This is a genomic window from Shewanella piezotolerans WP3 (genome assembly GCF_000014885.1).
In the GTDB taxonomy this organism is placed as follows: Bacteria; Pseudomonadota; Gammaproteobacteria; order Enterobacterales; family Shewanellaceae; genus Shewanella; species Shewanella piezotolerans.
Genome location: NC_011566.1, coordinates 2,426,962 through 2,448,384, shown reverse-complemented (window position 1 = coordinate 2,448,384; position 21,423 = coordinate 2,426,962). Strand labels below are relative to the sequence as shown.

Genomic DNA, 21,423 nt, shown 5'->3' with positions numbered 1-21,423 from the left:
ATGTTTCTCGCAAACCCTTCGGCTCTCGCCCGCGGCGGTATTTTGGGCATGAACAAACGTAATATCGACTATATTGGACGATATAATCCACGTAAGTTCTATAAACGAGTCGATGACAAGCTAACGACAAAACAGTTGGCGCTTGCCAATGACATTGCTGTGCCCGACCTTATTGGTACGGTTACAGAGCAACACGAAATTGGCGAAATACCGGCAATGGTTAATGATAAAGACGGTTTTGTCATTAAGCCTTCAAAAGGTTCTGGTGGTAAAGGGATCTTAGTTGTTACAAAAGTAGAGAATGGTCGTTATTACAAGCCAAATGGCCAGGAGGTAACCCCTTCAGAAGTCTATCGCCATGTGTCTAACGTGCTCAGTGGACTTTTTTCGCTAGGTGGTAATCCTGATGTCGCCATTGTCGAGGGTCTTATACAATTTGACCCTGTATTTGATGGCTATTCTTATGAAGGAGTGCCAGATATTCGACTAATTGTCTTTAAAGGCTTCCCAATTATGGGAATGATCCGTCTATCCACGGCAGCATCTGACGGTAAGGCAAATTTGCATCAAGGTGCAGTTGGTGTTGGAGTTGATATTGCTACCGGTAAGGGCCTGCATGCGGTGCAGTTTGATACACCTATAGACTTGCACCCGGATACACAGAAAGAGCTGACAGCAATTCAAGTTCCACAATGGGATACGCTGTTACATACAGCATCTAAAGCTTATGAGATGTCAGAGCTTGGGTATTTAGGTACCGATATGGTACTCGATAAATACAAGGGACCGTTATTACTGGAGCTAAATGCCCGTCCAGGCCTTGCGATTCAAATCGCCAACGGTCGTGGGATCTTAGGTAATTTACGCCATGTTGAGCAGATGAAACACCACAATATGTCAGTTGAAGAACGTGTGGCATATTCAAAAATCCATTTTAGTGCTAACAGCTAAATTCAAAGCACACCTTGTAGGACTCTTTATCGTCCTCACAGGCTTGGTAAATACGGCAGCTTACGCTGCCGTATCTCCAATCCCACTCTTAGTGGAGCAATGTCTTCGCTTCGACTTTCCAACGCTAGCCATTGATCCAAGCTTAGATAGTAAAACCAATGCGATAACCCTTGAAAGGCAACTTATTGGTTTTTTCAACATCAATGACCGCATTAAGTATTACCGCCATTTCCCACTCTCCTATGCCGATAGGGAACAGCTATTGCAGTGTCAACTCTACCTAGCAGATGAATTGGCACTTTACCTAAATTCAGTCCCTTTCCAATCATTACAGTTTAGCTTTGCTGAAAATCAACAACCACAAATTAGCGCATTACTGAGTAGGATAAATTACTTATCAAACAACAGCATGTCACCCACGCACAAAGCACAATTACATACAGCTCAAGCCGCTTTTAAACAGGAGGTAAGCTCGCAAGCACTTAGCTTAAATATTACCGACTCAAACTGCCGAATCTCTGAGGCTGGAACAGTCTCTGTATCGAGAGGCTTCAATGGAACATTAGCCAGTTACCTGATTAAGCAGGACAACGAGCAATGTAGAAAGCGAGTCTGGCAAGCTTATCAATCACGAGCCTCCGGTAAAAATAAGCTCGCGTTAACAACAATTAAGCAGCTTAGGCAGCAACAAGCTATTCAGGCAGGTTTTGCTAATTACAGTGAGTACCGATTACAACGACAAGTGCTGCACTCTCCAGAGTTAGTAGAACAGTTTTTACTGACTCAAACTGATAATATAGCCATCGCGCCTTGGAATATCGGCAGCGAACTTGCAAACTCCCCGTCGACAAAAGTTAGCAACATTGCTCCTAAACAATGGTTAGTTTTGGTTGAAAAAGAGTTGTTGGCCTTTGAAGTTCGTTTTGATTGGATAGACAACAAGATAATACGGGTATGGCATAGAAATCGCCTTCTTGGTGATATCTATCTATCTGAGAGTAACAAAGTCGCAGTAAAGCCAATCAGACAGCTCGTGGTTGGACAACAGTTTGGACAAATTGAGTTGTCATTCCCTACCAGACTCGCTAACTACCAGCAGCAAAAACAAGCGATAAAAGCTGTCTCAACCGCAATCAAAAAGTTAGCTAAAGGGCAGCAATTCTACTTACTCAATACCATAAGCCAAACAGACGATACGAGTAATTTGGATGCGTTGTGGTTAGAATATTGGCTAGCCGACAGACTGCTTCCGCAGATAATGGAAGGTTCTCGTGAAGAACTTTTACAAATCTACTCAAAGCAACTTTATGTTTTTAGATCTAAAATCGCAGTAAATCTATACAAAGCTCCTCAGCAAAAAAAGCTGCTTGATCCACATCAGCAATTTTATCTTAGCTTCGGTAAATTCTGGGATAAGACAGAAGATGCACCATACACCTTTAGCGCCATTGTTTATCAAGGACCACTTTATTACCAAAAGCTATGGCAACAGAAAGTAGCTGAATATATTTATCACTCCACCAAAAACTGCCAAGATCAAGCAGCCGTTTTTGATATGTTAGTTGTTAACGAGGCATCAAATAGCATTGAAACAGTTCTTAAAATGCTTTTAGGCTCGCCCGTTACCGCCGATTCACTTATAAAAAGGATTAAACATGCCTTCGATGCTCAGAATAAGCACGCTAGCAGCTGCACTTTTTTGCGCCAGTAGTTTTGCAGCGCCAACAGCCACTGAAGCAGAAAACGCTGAAGTCTATCACGCTATAAAAGCAAACCTTGAAAAGCACCTTTTTGAGCTACCGCCGCGCATTCAAGGACATTATGGTATTAGACAATACCGTATGACAGGTGAAGTAAAATACGCTAATGCAGCTTTAGTTGATCTTTATGCTGTCACTGAGGCCCAAGCGTTTTACGCTTGTAATCTGGATAAAAAGGATTTCATCATCAATGAAGCCAATAAGGCTATCTCTGTTTTAGGAAAAGGCCCTCGTGCCAAAGCACGTAAAAAAGCATTGAAACCATTTCCTGAGTTTATTTTCTATACCGACGTACTTCTGCGTTACTCCAGTCGCATTAATGAATTTGATTTAACGGGTCCTTGTCATGAGCAATTAGTCGAAACGCTCAAAAAGGCCGATCTAAAGACTGGCCTTACAGATGAAGCTATGATTAAGACTTGGGCTGCTCAGTTAATTAACTATGTTTATTGGGCAAAGCAGATTGGCGTAGGAGATTATTTAGCTGACTACAAAACAGCCTTCATTGGCGTTTATCCTGATAACAAAGACAATCAGCTAGATAAAAAGCAGTACCGAAACAAGCTCTACGGTATGACTCATTTTATATTCGCAGCCAGTGAGTATTACCAACATAATGTTGATGCTAAAGAGTTCGCCTGGATATTAGATCATTTTGAGCAAAACATTGATCGCATTTTAAAAGATGCCACTGATGACATCATTGCCGAGGTCGGTATTAGCTTTCTTTTAGCAGGACAACCAGATAACCCTGTAGTGGCTAAAACCCAACAGCATATCGTCAACGCTTTTGACAAAAAAGAGCAGATAATTCCCTCACCTCGTGGCAACCCAGATCTAGTCATGGGTGAACACCGAAATGTATTGGCAATGATGTTGCTTGATTGGCCAGAGAAACTTCACAAAGGCCCTCACCTTGCGACACTGAAAGCAACCAAGAAGTATCTGCCAAAACAGGTGAAAGCTAAATAATGGACAGAGCAAAATCAACATTAGAGCAATGGCGAATTATCCAAGCTGTTGTCGATTATGGCGGTTACGCCCAAGCTGCTGAGAAGCTAAATAAGAGTCAATCGTCACTTAATCATGCAGTTGCTAAACTCCAGTTTCAGTTAGGTGTTCAGTTACTGGAGGTCAAGGGGCGTAAAGCCTACCTCACTGAATGCGGCGAAGTATTGCTTCGTCGTTCTCGACATATTACCCAATCAGTAACTGAACTAGAGTTATTGGCCAATAACCTGGAAACAGGCTGGGAGCCGTCACTCACAATCGGCCGCGAGATCATCTATCCAATGGATGATCTTGTTGATGTACTTAGTCAGTTCTACCCCGTTAGCCGAGGCACAAGGGTCACGGTGCTGGATACCGTCCTAACAGGCACTGCTGAACTTATCAATAATGAAACGGTAGATATTGCTATTTGTGGCGGGCCACCGCCAAAGGGATATTTAGCTGAGCCCTTAGTGGATATCAATTTTAATCTTGTATGTCACTCTAACCACCCTTTAGCTCAGTACGACGTCATCGAAGAAGATCAAACACTTGCCCAGCACCTTCAGCTTGTGATCAAAGATACGTCCCTAGGTCCTAATACAGACCTAGGCTGGCTTAAGGCTGAACAGCGCTGGACCGTGGCAAATTTTCATGAAGCTATTGTGATTTTACAAAAAGGACTCGGCTTTTGCTGGGTTCCAGAACCACTAGTAAAAGCTGCAATTGAAAATGGTGAACTGAAAAAGCTTAACTTGAAAGGGTCAACAAAACGCAAAGCCACACTTAGTTTAGTGATCCCCAACCGAGATAAGCAAGGCCCTGCGAGTGAAATGATTGAGCAATTATTTAAAAAACACCATCAAATTGAGTCAATCTAACCAATAAAAAACGCTCGCTAGAGCGTTTTTTATTTTCAGACTTTGATATTAATGATAGTGCCAATCATCTCAGAGGAAGCTTCAATGACTTCAGCCGATGCTTCGGCATGATTAACGGCCTGAACCGCGTTGATTAATGCGCTATTTATATCTCCACTACTACCGCCAACACTTGCACTTGTTGTCGCCACAGCGGACTGACTTGAACTTGCGACATCAACAGTTGCTTGAGTCAAATCAGACTGCGCACTTTGAAAGCCATTGTGTCCTGAAATAATACTAGGAGGAATTTGCATAACAGCGCTCAATTGTAATTAGAAATTGGATTATCAAGTAACGCATGAAAAATGTACAGACATTCTTAACATAATTAACCGTTCCAATAAGTTAACCAGCTATACTCGTATATACATTCATCGATGTTGACAGCATTTTACGGCTTGGGCTCAAATTAAAATAACCTCCATATAGTCAGCTGTTCAGCATGAGTACAAGTTAATTGGTGTAGTATTTTGCATCATTCGTTAAGCGCAGTAATAAAGAGTTTTCACACTGATGAGTTCGCTCTAAAAGCGAGTCGTTGGATCGGTTAAGCCCTTTTAAAATTAGCTACTAACAGATTAAAATGATACGGTAAAAACTAAATCATTCGATATGAAATAAAGGTCAGCCTGAATATGGAAAAACCCAAAATATTAGTGATTGATGACGACCCAATCTGCTCAAGCCTTTTACTTTCAATATTAGGTGATGATTATCATGTCACCACTGCCAATTCAGGCATTCAAACGACAGAACTTGCCACCAGTTTGCAGCCAAACTGTATTTTTCTCGACATCATGATGCCAGATAAAAATGGCTATCAAGTGCTAAAAGATATCAAGGAAAATGACTTAACTCGCGCTATCCCTGTCATTATCATTAGTAGTTTAAATGAAAATTCAGATGAAAACTTAGCGCTAAGGTTAGGGGCTCAAGATTACATATTTAAGCCCATCACCCCCGCTGAAATTTACAGAAAATTAAAAAAACATCTTGGTTAAAGTCACTCAAGCAACTGATAAGCTATAAGAAAAAAACTCAGTATCTTTGACAAAACCAATCTTTTCATACAATGCCTGCGCAGTGTAATTATCGATAGCGGTACCTAGGTCAATTCGTACCGAGTGAGACACTTTGGCTAGCTCTATAACGTTTTCAATCAACTTATTTGCTATACCATGCTTTCTATGTGATGCACTGATAAATAAATCATTTAGAACGATAACTCTTGCCAATGCAACTGAAGAAAAAGTGTGGTAGTTAAGCACAAATCCGACCGGCTGATTATCGATATAGGCAATAAAGACTGTCGCTTCTCCATGACTCAAACGCTCTTTTAAATAGTCACGATACTTTGTTGGTGCAGAATCTTGCTTATAAAATACCATGTATTGATCGAACAAAGGCACTAAGTCATCGAGCTGCTCAACTGAAATTTTTTCTATATTCACTCTGCTTCCCCTTTAACGTCATGATTAAATAGCAGCGCCTTAGTCTCAGAGTATCACCCTCACCTAATAGGCTGTGTTTTATCCCCTAGAAATTACCTCCAACCTCGCTCCCAGTCTTTCCATACAGGATTCAAACCTCGAGCACTGATTGCTGCCGCAACTTCATAAGGCGTGCGTTCATCACTTATCTCAAACTGATCCAACTGCGAATTAGGTTCATCATAACCACCGGGCTGTGTTGAACTACCGGCACTGACATTGGTTACACCAAGCGCAAACAGGTTATCACGGAATTCAGGGCTTTCTCGGGTAGACAAACTTATTTCAAGTTGTTGGTTAAATAGCCTAAAAGCACAGATCATCTGCACTAAACCTTTATCGGTCAACTCAACCTTGGGTGGGACTCCGCCAGTACAGGGTCTTAAACGTGGTAATGAGATGCTATAGCGACTGCGCCAATAGTGCTTTTCTAAATAAGCTAAATGATGCCCCATAAGCAACGCATCTAAACGCCAATCATCAAGGCCAAGTAATACCCCTAAGCCTACTTTATCAACTCCAGCTTGAGCTACTCTCTCAGGGGACTCTAGTCGAAAACTGAAATCTTTCTTCTTACCACGAGTATGGTGGTTAGCATATGTCACGGGGTTGTAGGTTTCTTGATAAAGCATTACCGCATCAAGACCATCTTCCATCAAAGATTGGTAATCTGTTTGCTCAAGCGGCTGAACTTCCAACGCAACATGGCTAAATTGCTGCTTAACCAATGGCAGCATCTGCTTAAAATAGTCTAAACCAACTTTTGTTTCATGCTCTCCTGAAACCAATAGTACCGAGTCATAGCCCATCTTTTTGACTAATGACAGCTCTCTAACCAACTCTTTTTCAGACAAGGTTTTGCGCTTAATTTTATTGCTCATAGTAAAGCCGCAATAGTCACACTCATTGGCACACAAGTTAGACAGGTAGAGCGGAATATACATACCAAGGCTCGCGCCAAAACGTTGCCGAGTGAGTGCTACTGATCGCTGCGCCATCTGCTCAAGATAAGGTTCAGCAGCTGGCGACAGTAATGCAAGTAAACTCGATAAATTGCCCTCTGGATTGATAAGTGCTCGCTCAACATCTTGCTTAGTTGTTGAATACAAAGACATCTGTAATTCACTGCGTGACAGTTTTTTAAACTCGTCGACAAAACTCATGAGGCCGCCTTTGTGTTAACTCGCAGACTTACATTGTTAGACATTTAAAAATCCCGTTAAAGGGCTGGTACTATTAGCCTGTTCGCTGACATTCCCTAATCCCGCAATAAATGCTGCTCGCCCGGTATCTACCGCCTGAGCGAAGCAACGCCCCATCGCAACGGGATCGGCACTGCTTGCAATAGCCGTATTGACCAGGACTGCATCTGCGCCAAGTTCCATTGCCCTCGTCGCTTGTGAAGGAGCCCCAATGCCAGCATCAATCACCACAGGTACTTGTGACTGTTCGATGATGATTTTTAAAAATGGCTCTGTAGCTAAACCTTGATTTGAACCTATAGGGCTGCCCAGAGGCATCACAGCAGCGCAACCAACCTCTTCTAAACGCCGACACAAGACAGGATCGGCATGCACATAAGGTAAAACAACATATCCTTGTTCGCATAAAATACGTGCAGCTGCCAATGTTTCGATAGGATCTGGCATCAGATATTTAGGATCTGGGTGGATTTCCAGCTTGATCCAATTAGTCCCCAACATCTCTCGTGATAGATGCGCCGCAAAGATGGCTTCTTTAACATTACGCGCACCGGCGGTGTTTGGTAGCAATTTGACTCTACGCTGCTGCAGCGGTTTTAAAATATTATCGCTACCGGTTTTCAGATCAAGCCGCTTAACCGCCAGCGTGACCAGTTCAGAATTTGATGCGCCAATAGCGGCAAGCATATTTTTATCATTTGCAAACTTGCCTGTACCAGTAAACAGCCGAGAGGTAAACTCTGTATCACCAATTTTCAGCATGACTAACCTCCTGCTACAACGGAAAAAACTTCTAACATATCGTCTTGCTGACACATGATATGTGGCCAGCGACTTCTCGGTACCACTTCAGCATTGAGTACTAAAGCAACACCATTTTCTGCGATAGTTCGCCCCTTTAATACATCTGTTAACGACGAACCATCAGCGATACTCATCACTTCGTCATTCAAAAAAATGCTAATCATTTATCATTCTCCTCATTCTGTTTCGCTATCAACTTCAGGGTGAAATACATCAAGCGCTACAGACGCTGCAGTTTGGGTCGCGTAAAAGAGATGCTTGTCGCCAAGTAAATTTGCCACCATCAAAGCGAAATAACTTCCCCAGTAATTGATTGCCGTTAATCTTTGTTTTTGCTGTAGTTTCGTCTAAAGATGGTTTCAGAACATCAACATCCAACAACAGATTTAAACTCATCAATGCCTGCATTGACGCTAATGTCCCCACCATGGGCCCTAACACGCCGATAGTTTGGCAGGTTTGACTCACACTCATATCACTAGGGTATAAGCAGTGGTAACAGCCTGACTCAGGCGAGATTTGTTGGTTAATACTCAATAGCTGACCTTGAAAGTGAGCAGCGGATGCTGAAACTAAAGTGATCCCCTGCTCTATAGCTTGTTGATTAACCAGTTGCCTCACTTCAAAGTTGTCGCTGCAGTCGAGTAGCAAATCAAACTTAGAAATCTGGGAGCAAAACAGCTCTTGCGTATTAGCTGCGTTTAGATAGTTCTGATAGCAATAAATTTCGGAGCCTTCATAAGCACGCATCAGTTTTATAGCTGCAACTTGCGCTTTATTGGCGCCTAAGTCCTCTTTAGAGAACAGTAATTGCCTAGGAAGATTCGATAGCTCAACAACATCGCCATCTACCAGCGTTATTTTGCCAATGCCAGCAGCAGCTAGATACTGCGCCGTCAATGTGCCTAACCCCCCAACACCTATGATCAATATATGGGATTGCTTAAAGCGATTTTGCCCCTGCTCACCGACTTCAGGTAAAAGAATTTGCCGGGAATAGTGCAAAAACTCCTTATCAGTAACGGCCATTATTCCCCCTCAGTCCACTGTTTAACTAAAGCTTGATAGGCAGCTGCCGGATTAACTGCTTCAGTGACGGCACGCACTACTGCAATATCATCCACACCGGTTTTTTTCACCTTAGCGAGTGTACTTGAGTCGATACCGCCAATCGCCACCAAAGGCAGTTCGCCCTGCATCAAGTCTACGTAGCGAGCTAACTTATCAAGCCCTTGGGGCGCGGATGGCATCTGTTTCGTCGTTGTCGGGAAAATATGCCCAAAAGCGATATAGGAGGGTTTATGCTGCATCGCTAACAAGATCTCAAAGTAACTATGACTCGACAATCCCAATGCGATATTAGCTTCACTCAGCTGCTTTAAATTACTAGCAACTAAATCTTCTTGGCCTAAATGAACCCCGAACGCGTGATGTTTTATGGCTAACTGCCAATGATCATTGATAAAGACCTGAGCCCTATAATCTCGCCCGAACGCAATTGCTTGTACAATTTTTTGCTCAAGTAGCTGATCTGCGGGATCTTTTACTCGTAGTTGAATCGTCTTCACTCCCGCTTTAAGCAGTTGCTGCAACATATCAAGCTCAGCAACCACAGGGTAGACGCCTAACTGCGTAGTGAGTTTCATAAAACCACAAGCATTCAGATTGTTAGAACTTGTTTTCGCTGTAGCTTCACAAAGCGGTTGGATAAATGGATAAACAGACAGCGTATTTGGCCAACCGCAACGCGCTAAACAGCCCGGACCGCTGCCAGGCTGATAGCTTTGAACTAACCCTTGAGAAACATAAGCTTTAGCCACCACCACCGCGTCATTTAACACAAAGCCATGTGCCATCACCGCCGCGATCGCCGAAGACAACGTACAACCAGTTCCATGGTTGTTGTTGGTATTTATTCTGTTTGAGGTGAGCCAAAAGGCATGCTCACTATGTAAACTCGAAATTCCTGTAACCTGATGGCAAACCAGTAGATCTCGAGCTAGCCCCTCATCCCAATTAGGTCCAATATCGCCACCTTTGGCAATGACTGACACTTGTAGCTGTGCCGCTAGCGTTTGAGCGGCTTGAACACTCTGCTCCGGTGTTATCAACTGACGTCCGGCTAACGTGGCAAGCTCTGTAACATTGGGAGTTATCAATGTCAGCAGCCCTTTAAATGGTGTAAAGTCGAGTGCTTCTGAGCCTGTAAGCGCATCTCCACAAGTCGCTACCATCACGGGATCAAGAATAACTGCGACCGTTAAGCCACGCTCTCGCCACTGCAATAAAATTTTATGTAACCAGTTTGCCACCAAATTTATCTGCTGTTGGTTGGCTAACAGGCCAATTTTAATTGCTTGTGGAGCAAGGTCTGCCGTCAACACATCAAGCTGCGCGATTAATATCTGTGGTGATACCGCTTCAACTGATGCGACAGTGACAGAGCTTTGCGCTGTCACTGCTGTAATAACACTGCAGCCATGAGCGTCTAAATCATTGATTGTCGCCAAATCAGCTTGAATGCCCGCCCCGCCGCCACTATCAGATCCCGCAATCGTCCATACAATAGGACGATTGCGCGTTGGCATCGGGTTAGAATTAACCTTTGCCATGCTTACTCCTCTAGTGCAGCTTCTTTACTGTTTTGTTCAACGCTCGCTTCATGGTAAAGCTCTGCGCCTTTGGCTTTAAATTCGGCTGACATTTGCGCCATACCACTATTGATATCAGTATCAGATAACCCAGTAGGCGTGACCTGTTTACTGTATGCTTGATATTCAGCAGCAGACTTTACTTCCAAGGCGCTCGTTTCCAGAGCCTGTTTCTCTTGGGCAGCCGCATAATCTCGCACTTCTTGGGTGATTTTCATTGAACAAAACTTAGGACCACACATAGAGCAGAAATGCGCCACTTTAGCTGACTCTTGTGGCAGTGACTCATCATGATAAGCACGAGCAGTATCAGGATCTAAACCTAAGTTATATTGATCTTCCCATCTAAATTCAAAACGCGCTTTTGACAATGCATTATCACGAATTTGTGCGCTCGGATGGCCTTTAGCCACATCACCAGCATGGGCAGCTATCTTGTATGCAATTAATCCCTGTTTAACATCCTCTTTATTCGGCAACCCTAAATGCTCTTTTGGTGTGACATAACAAAGCATTGCACAGCCATACCAAGCAATCATCGCCGCACCTATGCCAGAGGTAAAGTGATCATAACCAGGCGCTATATCTGTCGTTTGAGGGCCTAAGGTGTAGAACGGCGCTTCATCACAAAGATCTAGCTGTTTATCCATATTCTCTTTGATCAAATTCATTGGAATATGGCCTGGGCCTTCTATGATAGTTTGCACATCATATTGCCAAGCTATTTTAACCAGTTCGCCTAAGGTTTCTAATTCTGCAAACTGCGCTTCATCATTGGCATCTGCTATCGAGCCTGGGCGCATTCCGTCACCCAGTGACAGTGAAACATCATAGGCAGCACAAATCTCACAGATCTCTTTAAAGTGCTCATATAGAAAGTTTTCTTGATGATGCGACAAGCACCATTTTGCCATGATGGAACCACCACGAGATACGATACCAGTCAGACGTTTTGCCGTCATTGGTACGTAACGTAATAATACGCCAGCATGGATAGTAAAGTAATCTACGCCCTGCTCTGCTTGCTCTATCAATGTATCACGGAACGTTTCCCAATTAAGATCTTCAGCGACGCCGTTCACCTTCTCTAATGCTTGATAGATAGGGACGGTACCAATAGGCACAGGAGAGTTACGAATAATCCACTCCCGGGTTTCATGGATGTAGCGACCAGTAGATAGATCCATCACAGTGTCTGCGCCCCAACGTGTCGACCAAACTAGTTTTTCAACCTCCTCTTCAATTGATGAAGTCACTGCAGAATTACCAATGTTGGCATTAACTTTAACTAAAAAGTTACGTCCAATAATCATAGGTTCAGCTTCAGGGTGATTAATGTTTAATGGGATAATCGCGCGGCCACGGGCAATCTCACTACGTACAAACTCAGCAGTAATTGGCTCACTGATTGAGGCACCAAAGCTTTCACCTACATTTTTTTGAGTCAAAGTTGGATCGGTCACTTCTGCCATCGCCATATTTTCACGGATCGCAATATATTCCATTTCAGGAGTGATAATACCTTGACGTGCGTAGTGCAGTTGGGTGACGCGCTTACCCGTTTTGGCGCGGCGAGGAGGCAATAAAGATTCGAAGCGTAGATGGTCTAAACCATCATCAGCTAAACGTTGTTGAGTAAAACCAGAGCTAACAGCGCTCAATTGCTCAGTGTCATCTCTTTCAATGATCCAGTTATTACGAAATTTATCTAAGCCTTTACGCACATCAATATCGGCATCTGGATCCGAATAAGCACCAGCGCAATCATATACTTTAAGCGGCGGGTTAGCTTCAAATTGAGGGTTACTCTCATCTCCTCCAAGCAGCGTGTCAGCTTGGTGAATTTGGCGCATACCCACTTTCAGATCTGGGCGGCTGCCTTGCAGATATACTTTCTCTGAATTGGGATGCTGTAGCGGTTTTAAGTTATCGATGAATTGTTGAGCCTGAGCTCGGGTTTCGCGGCGTTTAGACATTAGCAAACTCACTATTATAAAAATGAAGTTGCTTGTCAGGAGAGTTGAGAATATAAAAGTTGAAAGCTCAAAATTAAACAGCATTTACACGCAGTTTACAGATGCACTTAACCACCGAAATATTGCAGATAACTATTTTAATATAGCTTTTAACATGCAAAAATTTCGCTTGTTTCCTTCGCAGGTTCTAGCCTGATCAGGTTCAACGGATCCCGAATAAACGGTCTCAGCCATATGGCACTCCGACAAGATGAGGCTGCAGTATAAGCCTATCTCAGGCCTAGACACAAGTTAACCATCACAATAAAAAACTAAACTACAATCAATTAAAAGCATACATTAATACATTGTAAATAAAGGACTATATTCCAAATCATTTCATATTTTAACTTTAGAGTGAAAAATTATCATATAAATAGATCACTTTTTTCGGCTAATCATCCGCTTTTCTAACCGAGCAGAGATAGCTGCATTGATAGCTTCCTTAACTTTATCGCCACCACAATTGAAGGGGAAACCAATATTCTCAGCATAAGGGTTAATCTGAGTTGGGGTCTTTACAATCCGATAGCAAGTATCACCTTGGCGCACCACTCGGTTAGGGTCGAGTCGATGATCGTTGGTTGGAACCTTGCTATACTTATCCACTTCAGGAAACACCAACTCTTCCATGTCACCATCCATAACACTCAAGGAATGAGGGCCAGTGTACTCATTCGCTTTGTCGATGATTAGGGCATCTAGCGCTGCATCGTTCTGACGTTGTAAATATGATTGTGCGGCTGCTATGGCGTTATAACGATTGCTTTTACTTGCTATTTTAGCACTAGTCTCTATAACACTCTCTTTAGTCACTTCAGCACTGCCGTTTACCGCTGTTTGGCGATCTAATACTACAGGTAAACTCTCTACTGGTGTGTCAGGCTCAAGTTTTTCATTTATTTCTGCTGCTTTCTCAACAAGCACTTTGTCTACAGTCATCTTTTTTGAGATAGCTTCATCATCAATAGGCTCTAACTGTACTTTTTTAGGTGCAACATAAAGATAAGAGCTAATTTTCACAGGCGCTAAATCTGGCAGTTGCAAATCTTGTTTAGTCCAAGACTGATTAATTATTGCGATGACTAAAGCGTGCATAGCAATAACCAGCAAAAATAGAAAAATCGAAGGGTAATAGCTCTTTGATGATGCAGGATTTAAAGGCTGTTTGCTTTCGTTGATTCTTTTTATCGGCGTGGGTATCTTTGCGACTCCATCTGTAGCGTTACTTCCATATATCGGTGCTAATAACCGATGACAATCAGCTTCAGCAAGATCTCGGCTGGCACTGATCTGTCCTATTCCGCTGTAGCGTTGCTTAGATTTTGAATCATTTTGCGCTTGTCCATTAGCGCTAATCGCCGTAAAAGATGGCATAACAGATCTCTTCAAATTTTCAGTCCGGTGATTTATTTGTTGTCCATAAAAAGCTCTGAGATAAGTAACTTAACGGCTTATATTCGAGTGTTCTCTAGATGCCTGATTTAGTATCCCTCTAATCCAAAGTCAAACTTCAAGCACTACTTTTATTGCAGTTTAAACCATTAGAGACAGCTTTATTACAAAAGTTCAACATCTGTATGAAACAACAATGTTTTTAGTAAAATGACTAAATATCAATACGATGCATTGAGCAACACTTTAAGCTAACACGTGTACGCTAAAACTGTGGCTTTTATGATTAAAGCTGATACACTGCAATCAATCGTGGTCTAACCAGAAGTCGTTTCCCCCTATGTCGAGTCAAGAGTCAACCCTTTCTTCAAAACCTAATATGGTCACTAGCGCGAGTTATAGCGTTAAAGAGGAGCTTGCGAACAGCTTAAGCCACGGACTAGGCGTAGTAGCAGGTGTCATAGGCTTGATCATGTGCGTCATCAAGGGTTATGAGCATTTATCTTTTATACAGATGACTGGGGTTGTTGTTTATTGCGCCAGTATTATTTTGCTATTTCTTTGCTCAACGCTGTACCACAGCGCAACAGATGTTTCTTTAAAACATAAACTTAAAGTTGCGGACCATTGCGCTATCTACTTGTTAATAGCGGGAACCTACAGCCCTTTAATGTTAATTAGTTTGAACAATGAAAGTGGGAATGGAAATGCCAACCTTGTACTAATAGCCATTTGGTCACTTGCCGTTGGCGGCATTCTTTTTAAGACATTATTTATCAACCGCTTCAAAGTCTTCAGCCTCACCTTATACCTTGCGATGGGATGGCTTTGCGTGACCGTAATGAAAGAGTTGATTGCAGGCATGTCGCCTTTGGGCTTTAACCTGTTAATTATTGGCGGATTATTTTATAGCTTAGGGGTTATATTCTATGTTGCTAAACGCATTCCTTACAATCATGCCATATGGCACCTTTTTGTATTAGGCGGTGCGATCAGTCACTTTTTGTGTATCTATTTGACCGTGATTTAAATAATAATACCGCTACTCTCTTCAATCGCATTTGATTGCTAAACTCAAGCTATCAATGGTGCAACTTAGCTGTACTAAGTCGCACCGACTCATTCAATATTAGCGAATGTATTAATTTTCGCTTGCTCCCATTAGATCTCTTCTTGTTCTCGCAATTCTCTTTGGAACTCTTCTTGCAGTGCTTGCATCTGAGGGATTAAACTCATCGATGTTTCTTGCATAACTTGCATTGAGACTTGCATCAATTCAGGCATTTTCTTAATCATTTTCTGACCTAATGGAGACTCATAGAAAACGATTAACTCATCAATCTCCGCTTTAGTATAAACTTGAGAATAGGCTTCAATGATTGGCTCTTTAATCTTATCCCAACTCAATGATTCGACTAACATGCGCTGCAGCTTTTTTCTATGTTTTTCAAAGATAACCTTTTGTTCATCTGAGATATTCTGCTCTTTTGCCATTTGAGAGAACATCTGATTAATTTGAGCATGAGAGCTATCTATCATTGCTTGCATATCAGTTAGCTCAAACATTCTTTCTAACGAATCTCTTACTCCTGAATCAGCATAACTATTGGCGGGAAAAGATAAAATAAACACCAAAGATAATAATAACTTTTTCATAAATATTCCTTTATTTATTAACTTTTTATAATCATAGTCTGTAGCAGTGTACATACAGCTACTACAAAAGAGCATCTCACTATCGAACAGCCTTTGTAAATCAATTACTATTCATATTTGTAATGCCAGCATGGTATCCCCCCAATTGAGAAGCTAGCAACTTACAAACTACTTATCACTGAGGGCTGTGCATGCTTTGTTTGGTGTGAAAGCATTAGCGCAGAGATATAAACACCTTGTGCACTTATTTTTGCAAAATTGAAAAGGCTTTAGATAAGCAGATAGCCTCTTCAGCCATACCAACCTCTTTGAATATCGCAATAATACACTCTACTGTACACAAGCCGCCTTCGACTTGATTGCGCCTTAAGTTAAATAAAGAATCTTGGTTGCTAGTTAACGCATACTTTCTCGCATCTTTTAAGTACTGGCTGCGACGGATCATCTTACGAGCCTCCTGCCACGTTGCATCAATAATCACTAAGGTCGATGGCATCGATTCAGTCGCGTCGTATTTACGCTTTTCAGTACCATGTAGCTTTTCTGAGTCAGTCTCTCTATGTCTAGCTTCGTCAGGGAAAAGTAAAGCGGTGTCATTTGCTTGAAGTAGCTTTAGCAAAGTTTCATCAGGTGCCGTTCTTGCCCAGATTATTCGCTTACAATGTTCAGGAAAGGCTTTGATGGCAAGCTGTCCAGTATTAGTTGGACGCGAGACTTCTCGTTCATGGGTTAATAAAATAATTTGCAATGGTTCTACCTCATACAATTCTCATTGAATTATATACCTATTACAAAAGATTAGGGGCGGTTGCTAATGGAAATCTCGTGAAGGGACAACGAGTTCATTGAGTTCCGTAGAAATATCAGTCAACCTGCCCGCGACCACATGAGTCACGCCCGATTTACGCTCTAGAACCCCTGTCACCTTCATGATTTTTGCAACTAAATAAGCTTGTCTTTGTGCTCTTGCCGTCGCGCTCCATACAACTAAGTTGACGTTGCCAGTTTCATCTTCTAGCGTAATAAAAGTCACGCCAGAAGCCGTACCTGGGCGCTGTCGTCCAACCACAAGTCCAGCCACTGTGACCACTTGCCCACTACGACATTCATCCAATTGCTCAGCAGTCAAACAATGATGTAAGCAAGATTGCTCCCGTAATAGGCTCATGGGATGTTGGCCTAGTGTCACTCCTGTATAGGCGTAGTCAGCCTGCATAGACTCTGCAATACTAGGGCTTGGGAGAGTAACGTCTGCAACCGAATTCAATCCGCCGGAAGCTGGTAATACTCGTTCTCCTTCCTGTTTACAGTTCATGCCAGCTTCTAACACATCATCAAATAACGGCAAACTTGGCTGGCATGCAGAGAGTTGCCAGCGCACTTGATGACGATGGCCCGCAATTTGGCTAAACGCATCGGCACTAGCAAGTGTTTCCAGTTCATGACGTGCAATACCTAAGTAATAAATTTGATCGATGTGTGTAAAGCCTTGCTCAGGTCGCTGCTTAATCAGCTTCTCGATCTCTTGTCTATTTAGGCCTTTTACCAAGCGAAAACCTAGGCGGATCGCGATACGGTTATCTGCTATTGTCACTAATGTATGCTGCCACTGGCTACGATTCGCACACACAGCGAGTACCACTACCCCATGGCGCTGCACGTCTTGGATCAGTTGCGAAGGACTATAAAATCCCATAGGTTGGCTATTAAGTAACGAACAGCAAAATGCTGCCGGATGATGAAACTTCAGATAAGCAGAGACATACGCCAACAATGCAAAACTTGCTGAGTGAGACTCTGGAAATCCATACTCTCCAAACCCCCTTATTTGTCGATAGATCTGTTTAGAAAACTCAGCCGAATAACCACGGCTCAGCATCCCTTTAAGCAGCTTATCCTCAAACTGTTGCAGTTCTCCAGTCTTTTTCCAGCTCGCCATTGCTCGTCTTAATTTGTCAGCTTCACCGCCAGAAAAGCCAGCTGCAACCATCGCTAGTTGAATCACCTGCTCTTGGAAAATAGGCACCCCCATGGTGCGCGATAATACCGACTCAACCTCTTTACTTGGGTAGGTCACTTTTTCTAAGCCATCTCTACGCTTTAGATAGGGGTGTACCATATCGCCCTGAATAGGTCCTGGCCGAACGATGGCAATTTGGACCACTAAGTCATAATAACAACGGGGTTTAAGCCTTGGTAACATTGAGGTTTGCGCTCTGGACTCGACCTGAAACACTCCAATGCTATCGCCACGCTGCAGCATCTGATACACAGCTGCTTGCTCCCACTTAACCTGCTCCATAGTAAAGCGCTGCTCGGGCGTACTGATAAGCTCAAAACACTTTCTGATAGCCGTTAGCATTCCTAGTGCTAGCACATCAACTTTTAACAGCCCTAAGCTCTCTAAATCATCTTTATCCCATTGAATAACCGTTCTGTCCGCCATTGATGCATTTTCAACAGGTACCAACTCACTTAACGGGCCAGAGGAGATAATAAAACCGCCAACGTGCTGTGACAGGTGCCTTGGAAAGCCCAAAATGCTCTGCACTAATGGAAACAGGTATTTTCCCATTCCTTCGCGAGGTAACAGTGATTTTTCCTGTAGCTGCGTCAACCAGTCAACTTCAGTGTCGCGCCTATCGATACTGTGTTGCATATGATCTAAATATTGCTTATCGATCCCCAACGCCTTGCCCACATCTGCGAGTGCACTCTTAAAGCGATAACTTATCACTGTCGCCGCTAATGCTGCCCGCTCCCGACCATACTTACCATAGATATATTGAATGATCTCTTCACGGCGTTCATGCTCAAAATCAACGTCAATATCGGGTGGTTCATTGCGCTCTTTTGAGACAAAGCGCTCAAACAACATATTAACTTTAGTTGGGTCGACCTCTGTGATCCCAAGACAGTAACAGACGACTGAGTTTGCCGCAGAGCCGCGGCCTTGATGCAAAATCTGTTGTGACTTTGCGTATTGAACAATGTCGTAGATAGTTAAAAAAAAGTACTCATATTGCATCGCTTTAATCAAAACCAGCTCTTTTTCATATTGCGCTGTGACACTTGCTGGTACTTGATGGTTAAACCGACGCAATGCACCTTTATAAACCTCTTGGGCTAAATATTCACTTGCGGATAATTCACTGGGCACCACCTCACTTGGGTACTCATACTTAAGCTCCTCCAAACTAAAGTTGCATCTTTCGGCAATCAATAAACTATTCTCAATCCATTCCTTTGGATAGCGCTTATAAAGGGTAGCTGTCGGCTTTAGCGCGGTTTCAGCATTAGCCAGCAGCAACTCCCCAGCTTGTGCCAGCTCAGTGCCGTATCGAATACAAGTAAGCACATCTAGTAACTTTTGCCTCTGCTGACAATGCATGCGCACGCTACCGGCTGCCACGCAAGGCATATCCAGCTGCTTGGCAATCTGTGTCCAAAGTTGGATTTTTAAAGCTTCACCGGCCACTAAGCTTCGTTCCATCAACAGATAGCAACGCTGAGGAAACTGCCGATAAAGAGATTGTCCAACCGTTAATACATCAGCCTGGTAAGTAGCAATTTGTGTCGGAAGCTCGCCAAGGGTACTGTTGATCGATTTTAGCGAAGCGGGTTGCCATAATAAGATTGTGTTGTCTAAGCCCTGCTGCAATTCACTGAGTTGCAGCTGATACTCGCCTTTTTCAGCTCGACGGCGACTAGTGGTGATCAACTGGCTGATCTGACCATAGCCTTTACGATTCATGGCAAGTAATACGAATATGCCTTCAGCTAACTGAAACTCAGTGCCCACCAGCAGCTGTATTTGACATTTTTTAGCAGCCTCGTGCGCTTTGACTATCCCGGCAAATGAACACTCATCTGTAATGGCAATCGCTTGGTAACCAAGCTCAGCGGCTTGTTCAACCAGCTCATGGGGGTGAGAGGCACCTTTAAAAAAAGTATAATTGGAGATAGCATGTAACTCGGCATACATTAGCCAAACCAGCCTTGTAAGAAGAAGCGATTACCTTCTTTGAAGACCCAACACAGTCCACCTTGATAATGGCTGGCAACATAGTAGTCTCGAGATATTTGCGGCTCTTGCCACCATAGGGTTTGCAGCCTTTCAGGTCCTTTTAAAAGCTCAATATTTTCAATTGCGATCAACTCTGGTGTGGTTAACAACCAGCTTGGGCGACATGCTCCGGCGCACAGAGCACCTGAGCCAGATGCAGCTTCAGACAACCTTTGCTGCCGTATAGACTGCTCTTTAGCTGTGACCGACAGTTCGGTAGCCATCCAACTATCCTCTGGCAGGTGCGCTGAACTAGCCTGTAACCCTTTTACTTTTCCTTTACCAAGCCTTGCTTCCAGCAGGGCCATTAGCCGCTGTGTTTTTTCTGACCTCTGCCCCTGTGCAGCTTTTTGCTGTCCAAACCAACAGTCATGATTAACTGCAATGGGTACGAACTTGTCGACATGAATAACCATTTCAACCACAGGTTGATACAGAGTGACACGTTCAAGCTGCATACGGCATAAATTCAGTAAACTATCACTACGATGCTCTGCAAAAGGATAATGAATAACAATATCGAGCTGACTTCGATCGCTGTCACGATAGATAAGACTCAATTTAAGTTTTTGAATAGCAAGCTGACGCAGCTGTAAATAGCTTGCCATCTCTTTTAGCATTCTGCCCAAGGGGAAAACGATCCCCTGCATTAATTCAACCTCATGCAATAAGGTGAGCTTTTGTTGATAGCTTTCTTCTGGCTCAACATAGCTTAACGGTTGAGGTAAACGACCTGATATTTTAGCCAATAACTGCAACAGCTTTGATCCAAAACGTCGTCCAAGCTCTTTATCAGGTAAAGCAGACAGTGATGCAAAAGACTTAATGCCAATATCGTGCAAACTCTGTTTTAAAAAATCTGATAAGGGCAATAAAGCAATTGGTAGTTGATTAAGTAACAGCAAAGTTTTATCGGTATTAAGATAGTCATTTGAACTAAAAACTTCAGTAGCGAGCTTAGCTTGTTGATTTTCCATTGAAGCATGACACGCAAGTAGCTGCGCGGCTAAAGGGGTCTTGGCGAGCGCAAGTGAAACCTCTAACCCTAAGGCTTTAGCACGTTGGCGATACTGCTCAATAAGCTTATCGATGCCATTAAAAATAAGTGCCATTGAACTGACTTCTAGTAGCAGTGTATTCGACACAAATTCATCAACATCAAGCTTAATTTTCGACGTTTTCTTTTGATCCTCATTGCTTAATGAACAGCGTAGCGGTACGACTCGAGCACTAAACTCGTAGCTCCATTGACACAACCAGTCTGAAGCCTGTTGACTAATAGTGGCGTCAAACTCCACCAACATCGCCGATGGCATTAAACTTTGTGCAGTAGACAGGCTCATTCCCAATTTTACGCCAGCTTGTTCACTCAGACTATCAAGCGCAAGCACTTGCAGTGACTTCGGCTCATACAGTAATACTGCTGTGCTTTGCTCCAGCTCATTACGATAATAAAAATATTGCAATGCCCATTGTGGGTAATGGGCTGCTAGCCATAACATATCAATCAACGACCTTTA

19 protein-coding genes and 1 riboswitch are annotated in these 21,423 nt (G+C 43.0%); of the genes, 6 read left to right on the top strand and 13 right to left on the bottom strand.

The window, feature by feature from the left end; genetic code table 11:
• From SWP_RS10485 to SWP_RS10470, 4 genes are read left to right on the top strand one after another with little or no spacing between them, the layout of a single operon-like run.
• Positions 1–951 (top strand): alpha-L-glutamate ligase-like protein, encoded by a 951-nt coding sequence (locus tag SWP_RS10485; protein ID WP_020912450.1) that lies wholly within the window; start codon positions 1–3, stop codon positions 949–951.
• On the top strand, positions 911–2,662 hold the full coding sequence (locus SWP_RS10480; RefSeq protein ID WP_020912449.1) for a M3 family metallopeptidase: 1,752 nt from the start codon (positions 911–913) through the stop codon (positions 2,660–2,662). Before SWP_RS10485 ends, SWP_RS10480 begins: the two co-directional genes overlap by 41 nt.
• Entirely contained in the window at positions 2,607–3,683 is a 1,077-nt protein-coding gene (locus SWP_RS10475; protein WP_020912447.1) for a DUF3541 domain-containing protein, read from the top strand. Before SWP_RS10480 ends, SWP_RS10475 begins: the two co-directional genes overlap by 56 nt.
• Positions 3,683–4,582 (top strand): LysR family transcriptional regulator, encoded by a 900-nt coding sequence (locus SWP_RS10470; RefSeq protein WP_020912446.1) that lies wholly within the window; start codon positions 3,683–3,685, stop codon positions 4,580–4,582. The genes SWP_RS10475 and SWP_RS10470 overlap by 1 nt, the downstream gene beginning before the upstream one ends.
• A 35-nt stretch (positions 4,583–4,617) precedes the next feature.
• Here SWP_RS10470 and SWP_RS10465 read toward each other — a convergent pair whose 3' ends face one another.
• Positions 4,618–4,878, bottom strand: coding sequence for a hypothetical protein (locus SWP_RS10465; protein WP_044555842.1), 261 nt, complete (start codon positions 4,876–4,878; stop codon positions 4,618–4,620).
• Positions 4,879–5,259: 381 nt separating this feature from the next.
• On the opposite strand from SWP_RS10465, the gene SWP_RS10460 reads away from it, so the two are divergent.
• Entirely contained in the window at positions 5,260–5,625 is a 366-nt protein-coding gene (locus SWP_RS10460) for a response regulator (RefSeq protein WP_020912443.1), read from the top strand.
• 6 nt (positions 5,626–5,631) lie between these two features.
• On the opposite strand, the gene SWP_RS10455 is transcribed toward SWP_RS10460, so the two are convergent.
• The 8 genes from SWP_RS10455 to SWP_RS23040 form a co-directional block, all read right to left on the bottom strand.
• Positions 5,632–6,075: a GNAT family N-acetyltransferase gene (locus SWP_RS10455; protein ID WP_020912442.1), complete on the bottom strand. Its 444-nt coding sequence runs from the start codon at positions 6,073–6,075 to the stop codon at positions 5,632–5,634.
• Between the two features lie 92 nt (positions 6,076–6,167).
• Positions 6,168–7,277, bottom strand: a complete 1,110-nt coding sequence (gene thiH / locus SWP_RS10450) for a 2-iminoacetate synthase ThiH (RefSeq protein WP_020912441.1) — start codon at positions 7,275–7,277, stop codon at positions 6,168–6,170.
• Positions 7,278–7,313: 36 nt separating this feature from the next.
• Positions 7,314–8,078, bottom strand: a complete 765-nt coding sequence (locus tag SWP_RS10445) for a thiazole synthase (RefSeq protein ID WP_020912440.1) — start codon at positions 8,076–8,078, stop codon at positions 7,314–7,316.
• Positions 8,079–8,080: 2 nt separating this feature from the next.
• Positions 8,081–8,284 (bottom strand): sulfur carrier protein ThiS, encoded by a 204-nt coding sequence (gene thiS, locus SWP_RS10440; RefSeq protein WP_020912439.1) that lies wholly within the window; start codon positions 8,282–8,284, stop codon positions 8,081–8,083.
• A 49-nt stretch (positions 8,285–8,333) separates the two neighbouring features.
• A complete protein-coding gene (locus SWP_RS10435) occupies positions 8,334–9,149 on the bottom strand; it encodes a HesA/MoeB/ThiF family protein (RefSeq protein ID WP_020912437.1) in 816 nt (271 codons plus the stop codon).
• Positions 9,149–10,732, bottom strand: a complete 1,584-nt coding sequence (gene thiE, locus SWP_RS10430; RefSeq protein ID WP_020912436.1) for a thiamine phosphate synthase — start codon at positions 10,730–10,732, stop codon at positions 9,149–9,151. The genes SWP_RS10435 and thiE overlap by 1 nt, the downstream gene beginning before the upstream one ends.
• 2 nt (positions 10,733–10,734) lie before the next feature.
• Entirely contained in the window at positions 10,735–12,747 is a 2,013-nt protein-coding gene (thiC, locus tag SWP_RS10425) for a phosphomethylpyrimidine synthase ThiC (RefSeq protein WP_044555841.1), read from the bottom strand.
• Between the two features lie 156 nt (positions 12,748–12,903).
• A riboswitch (TPP riboswitch) is annotated at positions 12,904–13,002 on the bottom strand.
• A 165-nt stretch (positions 13,003–13,167) separates the two neighbouring features.
• Positions 13,168–14,163, bottom strand: coding sequence for a hypothetical protein (locus SWP_RS23040; RefSeq protein WP_020912434.1), 996 nt, complete (start codon positions 14,161–14,163; stop codon positions 13,168–13,170).
• Positions 14,164–14,521: 358 nt separating this feature from the next.
• Between SWP_RS23040 and trhA the strand changes: the two genes are divergently transcribed.
• A complete protein-coding gene (gene trhA, locus SWP_RS10415; RefSeq protein ID WP_044555840.1) occupies positions 14,522–15,211 on the top strand; it encodes a PAQR family membrane homeostasis protein TrhA in 690 nt (229 codons plus the stop codon).
• A gap of 131 nt (positions 15,212–15,342) precedes the next feature.
• Here trhA and SWP_RS10410 read toward each other — a convergent pair whose 3' ends face one another.
• From SWP_RS10410 to SWP_RS10395, 4 genes are all read right to left on the bottom strand, one after another.
• A complete protein-coding gene (locus tag SWP_RS10410; protein ID WP_020912432.1) occupies positions 15,343–15,837 on the bottom strand; it encodes a DUF2059 domain-containing protein in 495 nt (164 codons plus the stop codon).
• A 244-nt stretch (positions 15,838–16,081) separates the two neighbouring features.
• The gene (locus tag SWP_RS10405; RefSeq protein ID WP_020912431.1) at positions 16,082–16,585 is read right to left on the bottom strand and encodes a tRNA-uridine aminocarboxypropyltransferase; all 504 of its coding nucleotides are present in this window, start codon (positions 16,583–16,585) and stop codon (positions 16,082–16,084) included.
• Between the two features lie 63 nt (positions 16,586–16,648).
• The gene (locus SWP_RS10400) at positions 16,649–19,822 is read right to left on the bottom strand and encodes an error-prone DNA polymerase (protein ID WP_020912430.1); all 3,174 of its coding nucleotides are present in this window, start codon (positions 19,820–19,822) and stop codon (positions 16,649–16,651) included.
• Positions 19,822–21,405 carry a Y-family DNA polymerase gene (locus SWP_RS10395; RefSeq protein WP_020912429.1) on the bottom strand — a complete coding sequence of 528 codons (1,584 nt, stop codon included), beginning with the start codon at positions 21,403–21,405 and terminating at the stop codon, positions 19,822–19,824. The genes SWP_RS10400 and SWP_RS10395 overlap by 1 nt, the downstream gene beginning before the upstream one ends.
• Positions 21,406–21,423 lie beyond the last annotated feature (18 nt).

Coding starts and splice junctions, on each gene's coding strand:
- SWP_RS10485 (WP_020912450.1), top strand. CDS start 1: ATGTTTCTCGCAAACCCTTCGGCTCTCGCCCGCGGCGGTATTTTGGGC.
- SWP_RS10475 (WP_020912447.1), top strand. CDS start 2,607: ATGCCTTCGATGCTCAGAATAAGCACGCTAGCAGCTGCACTTTTTTGC.
- SWP_RS10470 (WP_020912446.1), top strand. CDS start 3,683: ATGGACAGAGCAAAATCAACATTAGAGCAATGGCGAATTATCCAAGCT.
- SWP_RS10465 (WP_044555842.1), bottom strand. CDS start 4,878: ATGCAAATTCCTCCTAGTATTATTTCAGGACACAATGGCTTTCAAAGT.
- SWP_RS10460 (WP_020912443.1), top strand. CDS start 5,260: ATGGAAAAACCCAAAATATTAGTGATTGATGACGACCCAATCTGCTCA.
- thiH (WP_020912441.1), bottom strand. CDS start 7,277: ATGAGTTTTGTCGACGAGTTTAAAAAACTGTCACGCAGTGAATTACAG.
- SWP_RS10445 (WP_020912440.1), bottom strand. CDS start 8,078: ATGCTGAAAATTGGTGATACAGAGTTTACCTCTCGGCTGTTTACTGGT.
- thiS (WP_020912439.1), bottom strand. CDS start 8,284: ATGATTAGCATTTTTTTGAATGACGAAGTGATGAGTATCGCTGATGGT.
- SWP_RS10435 (WP_020912437.1), bottom strand. CDS start 9,149: ATGGCCGTTACTGATAAGGAGTTTTTGCACTATTCCCGGCAAATTCTT.
- thiE (WP_020912436.1), bottom strand. CDS start 10,732: ATGGCAAAGGTTAATTCTAACCCGATGCCAACGCGCAATCGTCCTATT.
- thiC (WP_044555841.1), bottom strand. CDS start 12,747: ATGTCTAAACGCCGCGAAACCCGAGCTCAGGCTCAACAATTCATCGAT.
- SWP_RS23040 (WP_020912434.1), bottom strand. CDS start 14,163: ATGCCATCTTTTACGGCGATTAGCGCTAATGGACAAGCGCAAAATGAT.
- trhA (WP_044555840.1), top strand. CDS start 14,522: ATGTCGAGTCAAGAGTCAACCCTTTCTTCAAAACCTAATATGGTCACT.
- SWP_RS10410 (WP_020912432.1), bottom strand. CDS start 15,837: ATGAAAAAGTTATTATTATCTTTGGTGTTTATTTTATCTTTTCCCGCC.
- SWP_RS10400 (WP_020912430.1), bottom strand. CDS start 19,822: ATGTATGCCGAGTTACATGCTATCTCCAATTATACTTTTTTTAAAGGT.
- SWP_RS10395 (WP_020912429.1), bottom strand. CDS start 21,405: ATGTTATGGCTAGCAGCCCATTACCCACAATGGGCATTGCAATATTTT.